The organism is Desulfonatronum zhilinae, from assembly GCF_900182865.1.
GTDB classification, from domain to species: domain Bacteria; phylum Desulfobacterota; class Desulfovibrionia; order Desulfovibrionales; family Desulfonatronaceae; genus Desulfonatronum; species Desulfonatronum lacustre.
The window spans coordinates 498506-516931 of record NZ_FXUJ01000001.1 but is presented as its reverse complement, the minus strand read 5'-3'; the positions used below and the strand labels follow the sequence as shown (position 1 = coordinate 516931).

18 protein-coding genes and 2 tRNA genes are annotated in these 18426 nt (G+C 63.2%); 6 read left to right on the top strand and 14 right to left on the bottom strand.

Annotated features, from left to right (window positions below):
• Positions 1 to 2: 2 nt before the first annotated feature.
• From AC559A_RS02335 to AC559A_RS02290, 10 genes are all read right to left on the bottom strand, one after another.
• Positions 3 to 416: an SH3 domain-containing protein gene (locus AC559A_RS02335; protein ID WP_498816031.1), complete on the bottom strand. Its 414-nt coding sequence runs from the start codon at positions 414 to 416 to the stop codon at positions 3 to 5.
• Positions 417 to 442: 26 nt separating this feature from the next.
• Positions 443 to 826 (bottom strand): type II toxin-antitoxin system VapC family toxin, encoded by a 384-nt coding sequence (locus tag AC559A_RS02330; RefSeq protein ID WP_498816030.1) that lies wholly within the window; start codon positions 824 to 826, stop codon positions 443 to 445.
• Positions 823 to 1047, bottom strand: a complete 225-nt coding sequence (locus AC559A_RS02325) for a hypothetical protein (RefSeq protein WP_498816028.1) — start codon at positions 1045 to 1047, stop codon at positions 823 to 825. Before AC559A_RS02325 ends, AC559A_RS02330 begins: the two co-directional genes overlap by 4 nt.
• Positions 1048 to 1134: 87 nt before the next feature.
• Complete coding sequence (lipB, locus tag AC559A_RS02320; protein WP_498816027.1) at positions 1135 to 1845, bottom strand: lipoyl(octanoyl) transferase LipB; 711 nt, start codon at positions 1843 to 1845, stop codon at positions 1135 to 1137.
• The gene (locus AC559A_RS02315; RefSeq protein ID WP_498816026.1) at positions 1842 to 2894 is read right to left on the bottom strand and encodes an agmatine deiminase family protein; all 1053 of its coding nucleotides are present in this window, start codon (positions 2892 to 2894) and stop codon (positions 1842 to 1844) included. The genes lipB and AC559A_RS02315 overlap by 4 nt, the downstream gene beginning before the upstream one ends.
• Positions 2891 to 3796 (bottom strand): carbon-nitrogen hydrolase, encoded by a 906-nt coding sequence (locus AC559A_RS02310; protein WP_498816024.1) that lies wholly within the window; start codon positions 3794 to 3796, stop codon positions 2891 to 2893. The genes AC559A_RS02315 and AC559A_RS02310 overlap by 4 nt, the downstream gene beginning before the upstream one ends.
• A gap of 52 nt (positions 3797 to 3848) precedes the next feature.
• The gene (lipA, locus tag AC559A_RS02305; RefSeq protein WP_498816023.1) at positions 3849 to 4772 is read right to left on the bottom strand and encodes a lipoyl synthase; all 924 of its coding nucleotides are present in this window, start codon (positions 4770 to 4772) and stop codon (positions 3849 to 3851) included.
• Positions 4773 to 4865: 93 nt separating this feature from the next.
• A complete protein-coding gene (locus AC559A_RS02300; RefSeq protein WP_498816022.1) occupies positions 4866 to 5195 on the bottom strand; it encodes a hypothetical protein in 330 nt (109 codons plus the stop codon).
• A 153-nt stretch (positions 5196 to 5348) separates the two neighbouring features.
• Complete coding sequence (gene zupT, locus AC559A_RS02295; RefSeq protein WP_498816021.1) at positions 5349 to 6155, bottom strand: zinc transporter ZupT; 807 nt, start codon at positions 6153 to 6155, stop codon at positions 5349 to 5351.
• 1 nt (position 6156) lies between these two features.
• The gene (locus tag AC559A_RS02290; protein WP_498816019.1) at positions 6157 to 8874 is read right to left on the bottom strand and encodes a cobyric acid synthase; all 2718 of its coding nucleotides are present in this window, start codon (positions 8872 to 8874) and stop codon (positions 6157 to 6159) included.
• 112 nt (positions 8875 to 8986) lie between these two features.
• On the opposite strand from AC559A_RS02290, the gene AC559A_RS02285 reads away from it, so the two are divergent.
• On the top strand, positions 8987 to 10675 hold the full coding sequence (locus tag AC559A_RS02285; protein WP_498816018.1) for an aspartate:alanine exchanger family transporter: 1689 nt from the start codon (positions 8987 to 8989) through the stop codon (positions 10673 to 10675).
• 72 nt (positions 10676 to 10747) lie between these two features.
• Here the strand turns inward: AC559A_RS02285 and AC559A_RS02280 are convergent.
• The 3 genes from AC559A_RS02280 to AC559A_RS02270 all read right to left on the bottom strand — a co-directional run bounded on the left by AC559A_RS02280 (position 10748) and on the right by AC559A_RS02270 (position 12329).
• Positions 10748 to 10840: transfer RNA gene (locus AC559A_RS02280), tRNA-Ser, on the bottom strand.
• Between the two features lie 69 nt (positions 10841 to 10909).
• A complete protein-coding gene (gene tadA, locus AC559A_RS02275; protein ID WP_498816016.1) occupies positions 10910 to 11380 on the bottom strand; it encodes a tRNA adenosine(34) deaminase TadA in 471 nt (156 codons plus the stop codon).
• A 133-nt stretch (positions 11381 to 11513) separates the two neighbouring features.
• The gene (locus tag AC559A_RS02270) at positions 11514 to 12329 is read right to left on the bottom strand and encodes a phosphoribosylformylglycinamidine synthase subunit PurQ (protein WP_498816014.1); all 816 of its coding nucleotides are present in this window, start codon (positions 12327 to 12329) and stop codon (positions 11514 to 11516) included.
• 214 nt (positions 12330 to 12543) lie between these two features.
• On the opposite strand from AC559A_RS02270, the gene pyrG reads away from it, so the two are divergent.
• The 5 genes from pyrG to AC559A_RS02245 all read left to right on the top strand — a co-directional run bounded on the left by pyrG (position 12544) and on the right by AC559A_RS02245 (position 18106).
• A complete protein-coding gene (pyrG, locus tag AC559A_RS02265) occupies positions 12544 to 14190 on the top strand; it encodes a CTP synthase (RefSeq protein WP_498816012.1) in 1647 nt (548 codons plus the stop codon).
• Positions 14191 to 14200: 10 nt separating this feature from the next.
• A complete protein-coding gene (gene kdsA / locus AC559A_RS02260) occupies positions 14201 to 15016 on the top strand; it encodes a 3-deoxy-8-phosphooctulonate synthase (protein WP_498816010.1) in 816 nt (271 codons plus the stop codon).
• Positions 15006 to 15533: a KdsC family phosphatase gene (locus AC559A_RS02255; RefSeq protein WP_498816008.1), complete on the top strand. Its 528-nt coding sequence runs from the start codon at positions 15006 to 15008 to the stop codon at positions 15531 to 15533. Before kdsA ends, AC559A_RS02255 begins: the two co-directional genes overlap by 11 nt.
• Before the next feature lie 257 nt (positions 15534 to 15790).
• Complete coding sequence (waaF, locus tag AC559A_RS02250) at positions 15791 to 16849, top strand: lipopolysaccharide heptosyltransferase II (protein ID WP_498816006.1); 1059 nt, start codon at positions 15791 to 15793, stop codon at positions 16847 to 16849.
• A 147-nt stretch (positions 16850 to 16996) separates the two neighbouring features.
• Positions 16997 to 18106: a glycosyltransferase family 4 protein gene (locus AC559A_RS02245; RefSeq protein WP_498816005.1), complete on the top strand. Its 1110-nt coding sequence runs from the start codon at positions 16997 to 16999 to the stop codon at positions 18104 to 18106.
• 138 nt (positions 18107 to 18244) lie between these two features.
• Here AC559A_RS02245 and AC559A_RS02240 read toward each other — a convergent pair.
• Positions 18245 to 18333, bottom strand: a tRNA-Leu gene (locus AC559A_RS02240).
• Positions 18334 to 18426: the final 93 nt, after the last annotated feature.

Genomic DNA, 18426 nt, shown 5'->3' with positions numbered 1-18426 from the left:
CTCTAGGCCAAGCGCAATTGCCCTTCCTGGGCGAATCGCCGGATCTGGGCCATGGTCGGGCTTGAAGCCTGCATTTGATCGATCCTGCGAAAATCCAGGTTCGGATTCCGGGAACGGAACTCCCGTTCCACCTCCTCATTGAATCCTTTTCCGGCCAGGGCGATCTCGCCGGTGGTGGCCGCCCGCTCCACGTCCTCGGCCCCGGCCTGGAGCACGATCCGCTTGCTGCTCAAGGCCGAGCCGTGCATCCAGCCGGACAGCGACGTACCGGAAACAGCCACCCGCGCCCATCCGGTCCGCTCTTCCAACACCTGAACCTGCCGGGCATACGCCACCTCCCCGACAATCCCGGCCAAAAAGGACGGGGAAGACCGGAGCTGCCCGGTCTGGACCTGAACGCTCATCATTCGCGACATGGTTCACCTCTGGGGTATCAATACGTTCAAGACGTAATCGACTGATACAGTTCAACTTCTGAAATAAACTGAAAATGCTTGATATTCAAGGTATACAATGGGAGATGGTGGACAATCGCTGTTGCCGCGATAATCGCGTCTGGAATGCCTAACTTGTGGCTCAGGGAATAGATCTCCATCAGCTTCAAAAACTTATCCGAAGTCATGATATCAACGGGTAAACATGAAATACTTTGAAGATGGATGCGTATTCTCTGGAGTTCAGCCTTATTCAGCGATCCAAAAAATAATTCTGCCTGCGTGATCGCACTCACGGCAAGATTCTTCTGCCCGATAATCTGAAGTTCCTGAAGAATAATCGCATTATTTTTATAGAACTCTATAAGAATATCGGTGTCGCAGAGAATCATACGGAATAGCGCCTCCATGCCTGTTCACGCAGGCTGTCAGCAGTGACTTCCCGATTTGCCCACAGACCAGCACACGAAAAAAAGTCCTCCATATTTTCATTTTGGACAATTTTTTCATCGGCATTCTTCATTTGAGTAATTTCCACAAAGTCGAATGCTCGAAGGAATTCGACAAATTTTAAAGCTTTATGCTGATCATGTATTTGAACAACTATTTCCACTACATACCCTCCTTATCAGATCAGAGCCGCGGATCCCCTTCCCTTCCTGCTCAACAACCTTCGTCAAACATCCCTCATTCTCCACGTCTATGCAAGCTTTTCCCGCAAAGCGGCGACCAGGGCTTCCTTCACCTCGGCCATCTTCGGTTTCTCGCGTCCCAACTCGCCATGGACCGAGGTGACCCGGACCCCGGACAGGCCGCAGGGGGTGATCAGGTCGAACAGGCTGGTGTTCCGGGTCACGTTCAGGGCCAGGCCGTGGAACGTGACCCAGTGTTTGAGGGCCAGGCCGATGGAGGCGATTTTGCGGTCCCGGATCCAGACTCCGGGGCGGCCGGGCTGGCGGACGGCGGGCAGGCCGTAGGGCGTCAGGGTCCGGATCACGGCTTCCTCCAGGTCGAAGACGAGACGGCGCAGTCCTCCGGGGCGCTGGTTCAGGCGCAGGATGGGGTAGATCACGAGTTGGCCGGGGAAGTGGCAGGTCACACTGCCTCCGCGGGCCGCGTGGACGAGTTGGATGCCGCGCTGGGCCAGAATTTTCGGGGAAACGAGCAGGTGTTCCGCGCCGCTGTTGCGACCCAGGGTGATTACCGGCGAATGCTCCAGCACCAAGAGCCGCTCCGCTCCTCCGATCGCCACGTCCCGCACGGCCTCGGCCTGGATGTCCAGGGCTTGGTCATAGGGCCTGATGCCCAATTCCTGGACGATCAGGCTTCGGTCCGCCCGGTAAACGGCGGAAGGAACGGCGCCCGTCGGATTGCCGGTGACCACGGCGGGATGATCCCGCCTGGAGGTCACTCCGCGGCTTGCTCGTGGGTCAGGCAATGCAGTGTCCCGAAGCCCCAGACCAGATCCACGGCATGGACGCCCACCACCTTTCGGTCCGGGAACAGGTCGGCCAGGACGCCCAGGGCGATCCGGTCCTGCGGATCGTTGAACGTGGGCACGACGACCGTGGCGTTGCTGATGTAGAAATTGGCGTAACTGGCCGGGAGGCGGGTGTTCTCGAAATACAGGGGCGCGGGCATGGGCAGGGCCACGACCTCGGGCCGGGAGCCGTCTTCCAGCCGGGCCGACTCCAGGCGTTCGCGGTTTTCCCGCAGGGCGCGGTAGTTGGCGTCCTTGGGGTCGTCCTCCTGGACCAGGACCACGGTGGTCGGATTCACGAACCGGCACAAATCGTCCACGTGGCCGTGGGTGTCGTCCCCGGCAATCCCGTCCCCCAGCCAGATCACGTTGGTCACGCCCAGATGCTCAAGCAGGGTCGCTTCCAGGTCTTCGCGGCTCAGGCCGGGATTGCGGACCTGGGTTTGCTGGTCCAGCAGACATTCCTCAGTGGTCAGCAGCGAGCCCCGCCCGTTGCCGTCGATGGCTCCGCCCTCCAGGACCACGGTCCGGTCGCCGTGGCGCAGCGGAGTCAGAGGGATGTCCAAGGCTCGGGCGATGTGTTCCGGCACCGCGGCATCCAGCTCATGGTCCGGATACTTGGCCCAGCCGTTGAAGCCGAAACGCACGGCGTGCGTCCGTTTGTTCCGGCCGTCGTGGACATGAACAAAAGCCGGACAATAGTCACGGGTCCAGACGCGGTTCGTGGGTATGGGGAAAAACGTCACCTGGCCCAGGTTCGCATGGGAGCGCTCCAGCAAATTGCGGACTTCCCGCTCCTGCTCCGGGGAGCGGACCAGAATCCGCACCGGCTCGGACAGGGCCAGATGACGGACGATTTCCGCGTACACCCATCGAATGGGCGCGAATTTGCCCGGCCAGTCCCGGGCATTGTGCGGCCAAGCCAGCCAGGTAGCCGCATGGGGCTCCCACTCGGCGGGCAGGCGATATCGGACGGTCATGCCTCATCCCCCAAATAGCGGCTCGCGATCCCGCCGTAGGCATCGATGCGGCGGTCGCGGAAAAAGGGCCAGTGTTGGCGGACGGTTTCCAGGCGGGCGGGGTCGATTTCGGCCAGCAGGATTTCCTCCTTGTCCGTCGAGGCCCGGCAGAGCAGCTCGCCCATGGGACCGGCGACGAAGGAGTTGCCCCAGAACTCGATGCCCGGTCCACCGCCGGGCGGGATTTCGTGCCCGACGCGGTTGACCACGGCCACGTAGACGCCGTTGGCCACGGCGTGCCCCCGCTGCACCGTGACCCAGGCATCCTGCTGTTCCGCTCCGAAGCGGTCCTTTTCCTCGGGATGCCAGCCGATGGCCGTGGGGTAGAACAGGGCCAGGGCCCCGCGCAAGGCCGTGAGCCGGGCCGCCTCCGGGTACCACTGGTCCCAGCAGACCAGGCCGCCGATGCGGCCGAAGCGGGTGTCGAAGGCCCTGAACCCGGTGTCGCCGGGAGCGAAGAAATATTTTTCGTAATAGCCCGGATCGTCCGGGATGTGCATCTTGCGGTACACGCCGAGCAGCGACCCGTCCGCGTCGATGATCGCCAGGGTGTTGTGATAGACCCCGGGGCCGCGGCGCTCAAACAGGGAGGCCAGGACCACGACCCCTTCCTCCCTGGCCGCGCGGCCCAAGGCCTCGGTGGATGGGCCGGGGATGGATTCGGCCAGGGCGAAGAACTCCGGATCCTCGTGCTGGCAGAAATACGGCGACCGGAACAACTCCGGCAGGCAGACCACTTGGGCACCCTGGCGGGCGGCCTGATGCACGAACTCTTCGGCCTTGGCCAGGCTCTGGGTCGGATCTGTGGGAATGGAAATCTGGGGCAGACCGACAAGGAACGGGGAAACGGCGTGTGTTTTCATGGAGCGGCGTTCCGGATTCAGGCTGAGGTTGAAGCTGGGATTGAAGCTGAGGTCACGATTTGGCCATTGAAGCGCATGTCGCGTGGGCCACCTCCGAGGCGTGGTAGCTGCTGCGCACCAGCGGAGCGGAAAAGACCGTGCCGATGCCCTCGTCCCTGGCCAGATCGGCCAACTCGGTGAACTCCCCGGGGGGCAGATAACGGATCACCGGGTGATGGGCCGCGGTCGGGGCCAGGTACTGGCCCATGGTCAGGATGGCGCATCCCGCGGCGGCCAGGTCGGCGAAGACCCGACGCAGTTGCTCACGGGTCTCGCCCAGCCCGAGCATCAGGCCGCTCTTGGTGCGTACGGCCTGGTTTCGGGTTTTAGCCCAATCCCGGCTCCGGGCCAAGAGTTCCAGGCTGCGGGCGTATCCGGCTTGGGGACGAACCAGGGGGTACAGATCCGGCACGGTTTCCAGGTTGTGGTTGAGCACGTCCACGCCGGATTCCAGCACAGTTTCCAACGCAGCCCGACTACCCTGGAAATCCGGGATCAGCACTTCCACTGCCAGTCCGGGAAGATCGGCCTTGAGCTGTCGGACCACCCCCGCGAAGTGGTTGGCTCCGCCGTCGGGTAGGTCGTCGCGGGTCACGGAGGTGATCACCGCGTACCGCAGGCCCATCCGGGCCACGGCCCGGCTGACCCGAAGCGGCTCGTCCTCGGCCACCGGGCCGGGTTGTCCGGAGGGGATGTTGCAAAACGCACAGGACCGGGTGCAGACGTCGCCCAGGATCAAAAACGTAGCCGTCCCGCTGGAAAAGCATTCCCCGATGTTCGGACACCGGGCGCTCCGGCAGACCGTGGCTAGACCCAGGCCGCGAAGATCCTCGCTCAGTTGGGAAAAACGCCGGTCCTGGGGCAGCGGCCGACGCAGCCACGGCGGTTTACGCTGGGCGATCGGCGTTGCGACGGTTGACGACGTGGTGGTTTGCATGGGTGGAAAAAATACACGGGACGAACGTTGGTTCGCCCCGTGCGGCTGAGAGGAAGTCAGGGATTGGTGGAAAAATATACCGTGACCGGCCTGCTAATGGCCCTGTTCCTTGATGTCGCGATACCCGTCTTCCCGGAGCCGGACCACGCGCACCATATAGCCCCCTTCGCCGGGAGCGCACTGCGGGCATCCCTCGGCCAGAATCAGACACTGGGCATCCAGCTTTTTAGTGTCGATTCCGGACTGTTCAATAATCTGACTGGCTTCACCCTGGTTCCAGACCAACGGGCGACCGCAACGATGACATTCCACGAACATCAATTCCGGATCAAAGCCGTTCTTCGGGGAATGCTGACGATTCAAGCCGGCAACAGGGGGGTTGCTCTTACAGCTGACGTCTCGATTGCATCTGTTTTTTTCCATGCCCTCTCCTTATGGCTTGAGTCGGGGATCGTCAATGCCGACCCGACTTTTCGATGAGGTTGACGTTACCATGCCCCGTTCGCACGGAGATGTAAAGTCTACTGTAAGGCGAAAAGACCGGTTGGCAATGTTTACATCAACCTCACGTCATCATCACATCAACAAAAGCAAACTCAATGCCATCACCGCCATGCCGACGATCAAGGCGTACACCGGGGCGTGGCCCTGGTCGTACTCCTTGGCCGCCGGGAACAGCTCGTCAATGGAGATGAAGACCATGATCCCGGCCACCCCGGCGAAGACCAGCCCGAACACGGTGTCCGAGAAGTACGGGCGCAGGATCAGATAGCCGATCACCGCGCCCAAGGGCTCGGCCAGCCCGGAGAGCATGGAGAGCCAGAAGGCCTTCATCCGGCTGCCCGTGGCATAGTAGATGGGCACGGCCACGGCGATGCCTTCGGGGATGTTGTGCAGGGCCACGGCCACGGCAATAGCCACGCCCAGGGCCGGATCGTGCAGGGTGGCGAAAAAGGTGGCCATGCCTTCGGGAAAGTTGTGGATGGCAATGGCCAGGGCAGCGAAGATCCCCATCCTGTGCAGCTTCTGTTTGGAGGGATCCGGCGGGGACGTGATTTCATCCGCTGAGCGCACGTGGTGCGGATTCTCGTATTCCGGGACCAGACGGTCGATGATCCCGATGAAGAAAATTCCGCCAAAGAACCCCGCGGTCATCAGCCAAGCCGCCCCGGGCTCACCATGGACCGGTTCCAGCAGTTTCAGCGATTCCGGTAGCATTTCCGCAAAGGAGACGTAGATCATCACCCCGGCGGAAAATCCCAGGGCCGTGGACAGAAAGAGCTTGCTCTCCCGTTTGGCGAAAAAGGCCAGAAAACTGCCGAACCCGGTGGACAGTCCGGCAAAGGTGGTCAAAGCGAAGGCCAGCAACAGATTCTGTTCCATGTCAACGCACCTCCAGGGTTTTGTAAATCCTCGCAATATCCAGGTGCCGACGAACATGGTCCGCCAGGCGGTCCAGGGCCGCCTCCGTATCCCAGACTCCGAGGGCGGTCAGGGGCGATTCGCCCTTGGCGGTCAGGATCGTGTTTAACAGCCAGCGCCGAAACGGCGCGTCGTCGAAGATGCCGTGCAGATACGAGCCCCAGACGGGCTTGCCCTGCAGTTCCAGGCCGATGACCCGGTCATCGGCCGTCTTCAGGGCGACTGCCAGATCGTCGCGTCCGGGTTCCGGAACGGACTGCCCGTGATGGATCTCATACCCCGCGACCGTCAGGCCCGAGGCGCGATGTTCGGCCACAGTCCGGCGCAGCGTCTTGTCCGGTTCCAGGCGGGTGGTCAGCGGAAGCAGCCCCAGGCCGGGGATGGACGCCCGGGCCGGGGACTCCAGGCCGTGAGGATCCTCGATCCGCGAGCCGAGCATCTGGTATCCGCCGCAAATGCCCAGGATATGCGTCGTACCCCTCTCGGCCAGCCTGACGACGGCCCCGGCCAGGCCCCGCTCGCGGACAAAGGCCATATCCGCCATCACGTTCTTGCTTCCGGGCAGGATCAGCAGGTCCGGCGCGCCCAGTTCCCCGGCATGGCGGACCAGGCGGACGATCACGCCCGGTTCAGCGGCCAGGGGGTCCAGATCCGTGAAATTGGAGATATGCGGCAGGTCCAAACAGGCCACGTCCAGGGCCTCACCCTGGACCACACCCTGGGCCGGACCGCCTGCCCCGCGCGTCCGGTCCGGGCGAAACAGCGCCCCCTGCTTGAAGTTCACGGAGTCTTCCTCGGGCAGCCCCAGGTCCGCCAGATAAGGAACCACCCCCAGCACGGGCCGGGCCGTGCGTCGAGCGACCCAGTCCAGGGCCGGGTCCAGCAAAGAGCGTTGACCGCGAAACTTGTTGATCACCAGCCCGCGGACCAAATCCCGCTCCCACTCCTCCAGCATGTCCATGGTTCCGCTCAGGGCCGCGAACACCCCGCCCCGGTCGATGTCCCCCACCAGATAGACCGCGGCCCGGGCATGGCGGGCCATGGCCATGTTCACCAGGTCGTGATGCCTGAGGTTGATCTCCGCCGGACTGCCGGCCCCCTCCAGAACCATCACGTCGTGCTCCGCGGCCAGACTGTCATAACCATCGTGGACCAGGCCCCGCAGTTCCTCCTTGGCCCGGATGTAGGCCCCCACGGTCATGTTGCCCCGTGGTTCGCCCAGGACGATGACCTGGGAACCGGTTTCGGAGTTGGGCTTGAGCAGAATCGGGTTCATCCGTCGGTCCGGTTCCAGGCCGCAAGCCTGGGCCTGAAGGATCTGAGCCCGACCGATCTCCCCGCCGTCCGGAGTGACCCCGGAGTTCAGGGCCATGTTCTGGGCCTTGAACGGAGCCGGAGAAAACCCGTCCTGGCGCAAAATTCGGCACAGGGCCGCGGTGAGCAGGCTTTTTCCGGCATTGGAGCAGGTGCCCTGGAACATCAGGGCCGGAGTGGTTCGCTTGCGGGATCGCGTGCGGGACTGACCCTGGGACTGGCCCTGGGACTGGCCCGGGAAGTTGGTCCGGTTCGCGGGCTCCAGCAGTTCGGTCAATGCCGTCAGGAGGCGATCGTTCTCCTCGGGTTGGCGCACGGCCAGCCGGAAATACGATCGATCCAAACCCGGAAAGTTCGCGCAAACCCGGATGGCGATCCGTTGCTCCAGCAGCTTCCCGGCCAGCCATCCGGCGTCGAATTTCGGGCCGATTCCGCGACACAGCAGGAAATTGGCCTCCGAAGGGTAAACCATCGGTCCCGTCAACCCGGCCAGGGCCGCGACGAACCGGTCCCGTTCCCTGGCAGCACGCTCCCGCCCGTCCCGCTGGAACGCGGCGTCCTGAAGGCACCGGGTTCCCACGGCCTGGGCCAGGGTGTTCACGGACCAGTCCGGCGAGCGCTTCCGGTAGCGCGAGGCCAGTGCGGACTCCATGGCCGCCAGTCCGATGCGCAGTCCGGGCAGGGCGTAAAATTTGGTCAGGGACAGCAGAACGATCACATTGGGCGGACGCCGGTGAAGCAGCCGATCCAGACCGGGCACGAAGTCCGCGAAGGCTTCGTCCACGATGAACCAGCACTCGGGATGCTCCGCGGCCAGGGTCCGCAGACGGTCGGGAGAAAAGGTCCGCCCGGTGGGGTTGTTGGGCTGTCCGAGAAAGATCAGGTTCGGAGAGCGCGAACCCTCCCGGAGCCTGTCGTGAAGCCGGTCCCAATCCAGCGCGAAATCGTCACGCGGCTCCAGGGGGAGATGCTCCACTTCCAGCCCGTGGGCCGCGCACGTCGCGGCGTAATCGGCATAGGCCGGCCCGGGGATAACGGCCCGCCCCGGCCCCGCGTCCGGTCCAGCGCCTGCCCCCCCCCCCTTCAGCAGGGGGGGCAAACGATGCAGAATCTCCGCCGTGCCGTTGTCCGCCACCAATTCGTTTGCGGAAATGCCATAATGCCCGGAAGCGGCCTCCAGCAGCTCGGAGCAGTCCGGATCGGGATAGTGCCGCAGGTCTGAAACCGCGTTCCGGATCGTTTCACCGAGCCAGGAGGGCGGCCCAAAAGGGTTGATACTGGCCGAAAAATCCATAATTTCAAGTGGTTTGCACCCCAAGTTCCGGGCCAGTTGCCAGATGTTTCCGCCGTGGGTTCGCGTGTCCATCCTCCAAGTATGGGCATGACGACGTTGATTCGTCAATATCAATACACGTTTGGGATATCCGATCGCGAAGCTGGTTTGCAATGACGCTGGAAAGCGATTACGGATCGCTTCCATGGTCATCGACGTCGTCTCGCTGCTCCACGCCAACAACCTGCTGGTATTCTTCCTTGTTCTTGGCCTGGGCTACCTGGTCGGCAATCTCAGCTGGCGCGGGTTCGAAGTGGGCGCCACTTCCGGGGTGCTCTTGGCCGGTTTGTTCTTCGGCCACTTCGGATTTCAGGTACCCCACGCCGTGCAGGAAGTCGGGTTCGTCCTGTTCATCTACTCGGTGGGCTTGCAGGCCGGTCCCCGTTTTTTCAGCGTCTTCGCTCAGGACGGCTTGAAGTACCTGGCCCTGTCCGTGGTGGTCGTACTCAGCGCCATGGGCGCGGCCCTGCTCCTGGGGGCCATGCTGGAACTCGGCCCGGCCATGATCGCCGGAATGGTCGCCGGCGCGCTGACCAGCACGCCGACCCTGGCCGCCTCCGAGGCCGGGATCCGCGACGGCCTGGCCCACGCCCTGTCCCCGGAACAAATCGAAGTCCTCCTGGGCGACCTCACGGCCAGCTACGCCATCACCTATCTTTTCGGACTGGCCGGATTGATCGCCTGCATCCGGTTCCTGCCCAGATTGCTGCGCATCGACCTGCCGGCCGAGGCCGCCAAGCTGACCCGGGAGAGCCGGAGCGGCTTCGGAACGGACGATGGCGAGGAGCAGGATCTGGAAGAGAGCCGCAGCCTGCGGGTCCGGGCCTTTGAAGTCGTCAATCCGAAGATCATCGGCAAACCGCTCCGGGACTTGCAGTTCGTGCGGACCACGGGGTGCGTGATTCAGCAAGTTCGACGCGGTGACGAACTATTCCTGCCCGACGCCCAGACCACCCTGCAACACGGCGACCTGATCGCCGTGGCCGGGCCGCTGGCCAAGCTGGAAGGATTGACCGACTCCATCGGTCCGGGAACCTTCGACGCCCACCTCCTGGAAACCCCCATCGACACCGTGGCCGTGGTGGTCAGCAAGCCAGAGGCCGTGGGCAAGCGGATCAGCGAGTTGCACATTCCCGCGGTCTACGGCTGCTTCATCACCAGGGTCATCCGGACCCAGGTGGAGCTGCCGGTAAGCCTGGATTTTCAGGTGGAAAAGGGTGACGTACTGGTGGTCACAGGCCTGAAGAACCGTCTGGAGCGGCTGGTCAGCGCCTTCGGATACGTGGAACGCCGGTTCGTGCAGACCGATCTGCTGACATTTTGCTTCGGCATTGTCGGCGGCATGCTGCTGGGCCAGATCAGCGTCAGGATCGGCGACGTGGCCGTGGGCCTGGGCACGGCCGGGGGCCTATTGTTCGCCGGGCTGACCATCGGCTTCCTGCGCTCCATGCATCCGACCTTCGGCCGGGTCCCGCCCGCGGCGCGCTGGATTCTGCGGGAGTTGGGCCTGCTTTTCTTCATGGCCGGCATTGGGGTCAAGGCCGGGGTGGGCATCGTGGACGCCCTGCTGTCCGTGGGCCTGCCGCTCTTTCTCAGCGGGATGGTGATCACCCTCACCCCGGTCGTCGTCGGCCTGCTCTTCGGCCGCTTCGTGCTCGGCATCCAACCCGCCCTGCTCCTGGGAGCCATCACCGGCGCCATGACCAGCACCCCTTCCCTGAACGTAATCACCCAAGCCGCCAAAAGCCCCATCCCCGCCCTGGGCTACGCCGGAACCTACACCTTCGCCAACGTCTTCCTGGCCCTGGCCGGAACAGTGCTGGTCTACCTGTAATCCTCCACTCCACGCCCGAAAAAAAATCCGCCGCTTCCTTCTTCAAGGAAAACGGCGGATTTTTGGATATATTGGCGGAGAGGGTGGGATTCGAACCCACGTGCCCCGGTTAAGGGACAAGGCGATTTCGAGTCGCCCCCGTTACGGCCACTTCGGTACCTCTCCGGTGACGGCGTGATCAGAGAACGATTGCTTGTCGTTCGACAGTTAGGTTTGGGCGATTGCTGTGATTGATTATTTTCTGCGCCCGGCGAAAAAGGAACTCAGCAGGTCGCTGCTTTCCTGGGCCAGGACGCCTTCGATCACCCAGAAACGATGGTTCAGCCAGTCCAGGTCGTTGATGTTGATCCGCGAGAGCACGGCTCCGGCCTTGGGGTCCCGTGCGCCGAAGACCACACCGGCGACGCGGGCCTGGATCAAGGCTCCGAGGCACATCAGGCACGGTTCCAGGGTGACGACCAGGACGCAGTCGGTCAGACGATGGTTGCCGACCTTGATCGCGGCTTCGCGCAGGGCCAGGATTTCAGCGTGCCCGACAGGGTCGTGGCCCGTTACGGTCCTGTTGTGTGCGGTGGAAAGGAGCGATCCGCTGCGGTCCAGAATCACCGCGCCCACCGGCACTTCTCCGTGGTCCCTAGCGGCCTGGGCTTCGGCCAGGGCCAGCCGCATGGGCTCCTCCCAAGGATTCCTACCGCCGCGGGTCATGGACGGCTCACCTGCTTTTCAGGCCGGGCAATGCTCGCGGACCCCTTCTCAGGACGTTCGCGTCACTCTCAAAGAACAAGTGGGAAGCAGTACGAGATGGCTTCATGGCTGTCAAGAACACCCGCAGTGCGGCTCATTGCTTCCGCGCCCGCAGATAGGCCGCACCGTTGGCCAGCAACGTAACGCCCAGCGGGGCATGCTCTCCGCGAGTCCAGGACGGATGGTTGGTCGGGTGGTTGTAGGCCTCGGGATGGGGCATCAGCCCGAGAATGCGCCCCGTGGGGTCGGTCAGGCCGGCGATACCGCCGGGCGACCCGTTGGGATTGTGAGGGTACTCCATGGTGGGCTGGCCGGTTTCGGGATCAACGTACCGCAGAGCCACGAGGCCGTCGCGCTCCAGGGCGTCCAGGGTCGGGCCGTCCTTGGGCACGAGCTTGCCCTCGCCGTGCCGGACCGGCAGGTACAACCCGTCCAGCCCGGAAGTGAACACGCAGGGGCTGTCCGGGTTGGTCCGCAGGTGCACCCAGCGGTCTTCGAACCGGGCCGAGTCGTTGTGGCTCAGGCTGACTCGGCGTTCAAACGCGCCTTTATCCGTACCGGGAAGCATGCCCAGCTTGACCAGCAGTTGGAAGCCGTTGCAGATGCCAAGGATCAGGCCGCCGGCGTCGAAAAAGCGCTTCAACTCGTCCACCAGGGGTGCGCCGGAGGCTGTTTTCGCGTAGCGCCAGCGCAAGGCCGCAGCTTGAGCCGCCCCCAGGTCATCCCCGTCCAAAAAGCCGCCGGGAAAGATCAGAAAATTAAAATCGCCCAGCCGCACGTCTCCGGCGAGCAGTTCGGAAAAATGCGCCACCACGACGCGGTCCGCGTCGGCCAGCGTGGCCGCATGAGCGGTTTCACGCTGACAGTTGGTCCCATATCCCGCGATCACCAGCACGTTGACGTTGCTCATGCACATTGCCTCCAGAAAAAAACAACCCGAGCTTGAATCCACAACTGCCACGAATTTGAGGAGATAGAGACAACCTTGAAATTCGTCAACCATGGCCTCGGTAGATTTTCACGACCCTTTGGGGCAATATAACTTGGTTTTGGGGGGACGCGGTTTCCCCGGACGGGCTTCCAATCGTCGAGCCACGGCGCATTTCCTTCAATAAGGAGTCGGCATGAAAACCAAGTTTATCTTCGTCACCGGCGGGGTGCTCTCGTCGCTGGGCAAGGGGCTGGCCGCCGCGTCCATCGGGGCGCTGTTGCAGGCCAGGGGGTTGAAGGTCACCATCCAGAAACTCGATCCCTACATCAATGTGGACCCGGGCACGATGAACCCGTTCCAGCACGGAGAGGTCTACGTGACCGACGACGGCGCGGAGACCGACCTGGACCTGGGCCATTACGAGCGCTACCTGAACATTTCCATGTCCCAGCGCAACAACTACACATCGGGCAGCATTTACAACTCCGTGATTACCAAGGAGCGGCGCGGGGATTATCTGGGCGGGACCGTGCAGGTGATCCCGCACATCACCGACGAGATCAAAAGCGCGGTGCTCAGCGTGGCCCAGAACGACGAGGACGTGGCCATCATCGAGATCGGCGGCACGGTGGGCGACATCGAGAGCCTGCCGTTTCTGGAGGCCATCCGCCAGCTGCGCTCCAATCTGGGCAAGGACAACGTCCTGTACATCCACCTGACCCTGGTCCCGCTGATGCGCGCCGCCGGAGAGCTGAAGACCAAGCCCACCCAGCACAGCGTCAAGGAACTGCGCTCCATCGGCATTCAGCCGGACATCATCCTCTGCCGCAGCGAGGTCGATCTGGGCAAGGACATCAAGGCCAAGATCGCCCTGTTCTGCAACGTGGACGAGGACGCGGTGTTCACGGCCATTGACGTCAAGAGCATCTACGAAGTGCCCCTGGCCCTGTACGAGGAAGGGGTCGACCAGAAGATTGCCATTTTATTGCGACTTCCTGCCAAAAATCCGCACCTGCCGCGCTGGAAGGAACTGGTCGCCAGGCTGAAGGCCCCCAAGGACGAAGTGCGCATCGCCATTGTCGGGAAATACGTGGATCTGCGCGAGTCCTACAAAAGCCTGCACGAGGCCCTGATCCACGGAGGCGTGGCCCGCGACGTCTCCGTGCGCCTGGAGTACGTCAACTCCGAGGATCTGACGGAAGCCACCGTGGCCGAGGCCATGGCCGGGCTGCACGGGGTGCTGGTGCCCGGAGGCTTCGGGCATCGCGGGGTGGAAGGCAAGATCGCGACCATCCGGCACGCCCGGGAGCAACAGGTCCCGTTTTTCGGCATCTGTCTGGGCATGCAGTGCGCGGTGATCGAATTCGCCCGCAACGTCCTGAATCTGCCCACGGCCAACTCCGAGGAGTTCGACCCCACCACCGCTGACCCGGTGATCTATCTGATGTCCGAGTGGTACGACCATCGTCGGCAATGCCTCCAGAAACGCGACGCCGGCTGCGCCAAGGGCGGGACCATGCGTCTGGGCGCGTACCCCTGCCGGATCAGGCCGGAAACGAAAGCCTTCGTCGCCTACGCCGAGGAACTGGTCCAGGAGCGCCATCGCCACCGCTACGAATTCAATTCCCGCTACGCGGAACGCTTTGAAGCCGCCGGCATGGTGCTCAGCGGACTCTCCCCGGACAACGCCCTGGTGGAAATCGTCGAACTGACCGACCACCCCTGGTTCCTGGGCTGCCAGTTTCACCCGGAATTCAAATCCCGCCCCCTGGCGCCGCACCCCCTGTTCCGAGACTTCATCGGCGCGGCCCTGGCCTTCAAAAATGCAACCAAGCAGTAACGGACACGCCATGATCGACCCGAAACAACTGTATGAGCGTTCCCGATCCGGCCCGTTTCTCATCGCCGGACCGTGCGTGCTGGAGAGCCTGGAACTGGCCCTGGAGGTCGCCGAGTCTCTGGCGGACATAGCCCGGCGCGAACAGATCCCCGTGATTTTCAAGAGTTCCTTTGACAAGGCCAACCGTAGTTCGTTGGAATCCTTCCGCGGCCCGGGTCTGGAGCGCGGCATGGAGTGGCTGGCCACGATCAAGGAACGGACCGGCCTGCCCGTGGTCACGGACATCCACGAGCCCAGGCAGGCGGCCACCGTGGCCCAGGTGGCGGACGTGATTCAGATTCCCGCCTTCCTGTGCCGCCAGACCGACCTGCTACTGGCCGCCGGGGAAACCGGACGGATCGTGAACATCAAAAAGGGCCAGTTCGTGGCCCCCTGGGACCTACTGCCCGCCGCGGCCAAGGTCCGCTCCACGGGCAATTCCCTGATCTGGCTGACCGAGCGGGGCAACAGCTTCGGATACAATAATCTGGTGGTGGATTTTCGCTCCTTTCCGCTGCTGGGCCAATCCGGTCATCCGGTGATCTTTGACGCCACCCATTCGGTCCAGCTCCCCGGCGGCAAAGGGCACGCCTCGGACGGGCAACGGGAATTCGTTCCGGTTCTGACCCGGGCCGCCGTGGCCGCCGGGTGCAACGGCCTGTTCCTGGAGGTTCACCCCCGGCCGGATCAGGCTCTGTGCGACGGGCCCAATAGTTGGCCTTTAGACAAACTGCCCGCGCTGCTGGGTGATCTGCTGCGGATCTGGAGGCTTGACCATGAATGCTGAAGAACGTGCCCGACGGGTTCGGCTGCTGATCCTGGACGTGGACGGAGTGCTTACGGACGGCGGGCTGTATTTCGACGCCCAGGGGCGGGTCAGCAAGCGCTTCAATGTCCAGGACGGGCTGGGAATCAAGATGGCCCAGACAGCGGGGCTGGAGTTCGCCATCATCACCGGCCTGGACTCCCCGGCCGTGGCGGCCAGGGCCAAGGAACTGGGCATCACGGAATACCACCCCGGCCAGGTCAAAAAAGCCCCGATCATCCGCGAGATCTGCCGGAGCAGGGAGCTTGATCTTTCCCAACTGGCCTATCTCGGCGACGACTGGGTGGACGCGGCCCCCCTGCGCCTGGTCGGCCTGCCCATGGCCGTGGCCAATGCCCAGCCGGAGATCAAGGAACTGGCCGTCTGGACCAGCCAGGTCACCGGGGGCCACGGCGCGGCCCGAGAAGCCATCCGGTTCATCCTCACGGCTCAGGGCGCGTACGAACCATTGTGGCGGCAGTGGCTGAACGACGAATAGGCGTGGGCCGCCTTGTTGGAACAACCGATCGCTTCGCTTCCTACCAATTCAAATTCGATAATGCGTTACTCGCTTGAGAAAATGCAGCTATCGGAGTCGGCGTCGGTATCGGAATCGGTATCGATACTGTTTGATCGCCTTTCCCCTTAAATTGATCCCGATTCCGATAGCGACACCGAAGGACCATCATTGCTTTTCATAATGTTATCCTTGGCGTCCCTGGTGCCTTGAGCAACCATCGGGAGCGGGCGGTTCACATGGGTTTGAGCCCCTCAAGAATTCTACTTGTCGGCCCTTCCTGGGTCGGGGACATGGTCATGGCCCAGAGCTTGGTGCAGATGCTGCTCCGGCGGTTCCCGGACGGAGAGGTGGACGTCCTGGCTCCGGCCTGGAGCGCGGCCCTGGTAGCGCGGATGCCCGGAGTGCGCCGAGCCGTGACCCTCTCCGCGGGACACGGACGGCTGGGACTGCGGGAGCGGCTGGCTCTGGCCCGCCGCCTGCGCGGAAGCTATGACCAGGCACTGGTCCTACCTAATTCCCTGAAATCCGCCCTGGTACCGTTCCTGGCCCGCATTCCCCAGCGCACCGGCTATCTCGGCGAGTGCCGATACGGCCTGCTGAACGATCCGCGAAAACTGGACAAGCACCACCTGCCCATGACCGTCCAACGGTTCGTGGCCCTGGGGCTGCCCAAGGACGCGCAGCAGCCTCCGGACGTGCCCACCCCGCGCCTCGAAGTCCCTGCCGCGGACGTCCAACAAGCCCTGGGCGAGCTGAACTTGGACACGGCCCGGAACATCCTGGTCCTCTGCCCCGGGGCAGAGTACGGTCCGGCCAAGCGCTGGCCGGCCGGGCACTTTGCTGAAGTGGGCAGTATCCTGGCCGAACGGGGCTGGAAGGTATGGGTAATGGGGTCGGCCAAGGACCGCGAAGCAGCCCAAACCGTGTGCGATCTGGTCGGCCCGGCGGCCGTGAATCTGGCCGGACGGACCTCCCTGGCCCAGGCCGTGGACCTGATTTCCCTGGCCCGGGCCGTGGTCAGCAACGATTCCGGCCTGATGCACGTGGCCGCGGCCCTGGATCGTCCCCTCGTGGCCGTTTATGGCTCCTCGGACCCCGGCTTCACCCCGCCGCTCAGCCCGACCTCGCGCATCGTCTCCCTGAGCCTGCAATGCAGCCCCTGTTTTCAACGCCAGTGCCCGGAGGGCCACCTGAACTGCCTTCAAAGCCTTACTCCGGACCTCGTCCTGACCCGATTGGCCGAACTGCTCCCGGATCTGGATGCCGGACGGCCCGTGAAAGCCGAGGAGCGTTAGAGATATGGCTGTTGCTGATTTGTGGCGCAGGCATCCTGCCTGCGTGGACAGGCAAGATGCCTGTCCCACCATTTTAATGCATCCTAACTCCCCATGTCTGATTTAATGCAGCCTCCCATTTGCGACCCACCACGACCAGCAGTTTACGTGGTCCGCCGTCAGTCCACGGGCGGCGGGGCCGAAACAGCGGCGGCGCGGCTGGTGAAGCATTTGTCCGCATTCTGGGAGGTTCATCGGCTTGCAGCGGGAACGCGCATCGCCGGCCGGGCACTGGCCGGCGGCACGGGGCCGGGCTGGTGGCGGGCGCTCCGCTTCGCGTCCGACGTGGATGCGGCCCTGACGGACCGGCCTGGCGTGATTCTCAGTCTGGAACGGGGGCCGAAATGTCACATCTACCGGGCCGGGGACGGGGTGCATCTGCGCTGGCGCTCGTTGCGTTTTGGCAGCTCCCCGTTGTGGATGACCAACCCCCTGCACTGGCTCTACCCTCGCCTGGAAGCCAAAACCGTGGCCTCCGCCCGTCTGGTGGTCACCAACTCGGAAATGGTCCGTCGGGAGATGGAACGGACGTATCCCCAGGCCACTCATAAACTGCGGGTGGTGCTCAACGGCTTTGATCCGCAGCGTTTCTTTCCAAACCCCGATCCGACCAAGCAGCTTGCCCGAGCGCTCAACCCGCCAATATCAGACCTGCCGGAATTAAACCTGCCGACCCCATACCGACTGTTTCTCTTCGTGGGCAGCGGCTGGCAACGCAAAGGGTTGGCCCGAGCATTGGAACTCCTGGCCGCCTACAATCAAGCCGTTGTGCCGAATGAGCCACGGGGCGTGCTGCTGGTGGTGGGCAAGGGCAGGCCGGAACAATTCCGATCACTGCTTCAAAAATGGAATCTTGACTCCCAGGTGCGCTTTTTGGGCGTCCGATCGGAGCTGACCCGACTCTATCAAGCCGCGGACATCATGGTCCTGCCCACGCTCTACGACCCCTTTGCCAACGCCTGCCTGGAAGCCATGGCCTGCGACTGTCCGGTGCTCACCACCGCCAACAACGGCGCCGCCGAAGTGATCGCCCATGGACGGACGGGATACGTGCTCAAGAGTGGACTGGAAGGCGACCTGACCGACGCGGTGCACTGGCTGCGCACATCGTCCCGCCGCCCAGGAGAAGTGGCCGCAAGCGTGGCCGCGTTGACCGTGGACCGGGAAATGCGGGCCTTTTCGGCCCTGATACGGGAATTGTCGGCGTCGGGGCTTTGAACCCCGCTTTGAGCGGGGGGAGTTCAGCGAACGACTCGAACAGCCAAAAAAGGCGAGGCCAAGCTGCCCGCCCGACCTCGCCTTTTGTACCATCGCCCATTTCATTCCGAGCCGGTTTTGCTCGGTCGGACTGTCATATGGTGCCCAGGGCCGGAATCGAACCGGCACGCCCATCTCTGAGCGAGGGATTTTAAGTCCCTTGTGTCTACCAGTTCCACCACCCGGGCACTGCTCGTTCACTTATCCTTTCGACCTTTCTTCCGTCAATCGCCGCCGGGCCGGTTTTCGTCCTTTCGGCTTTACCTGGAATCTGCTAGAGC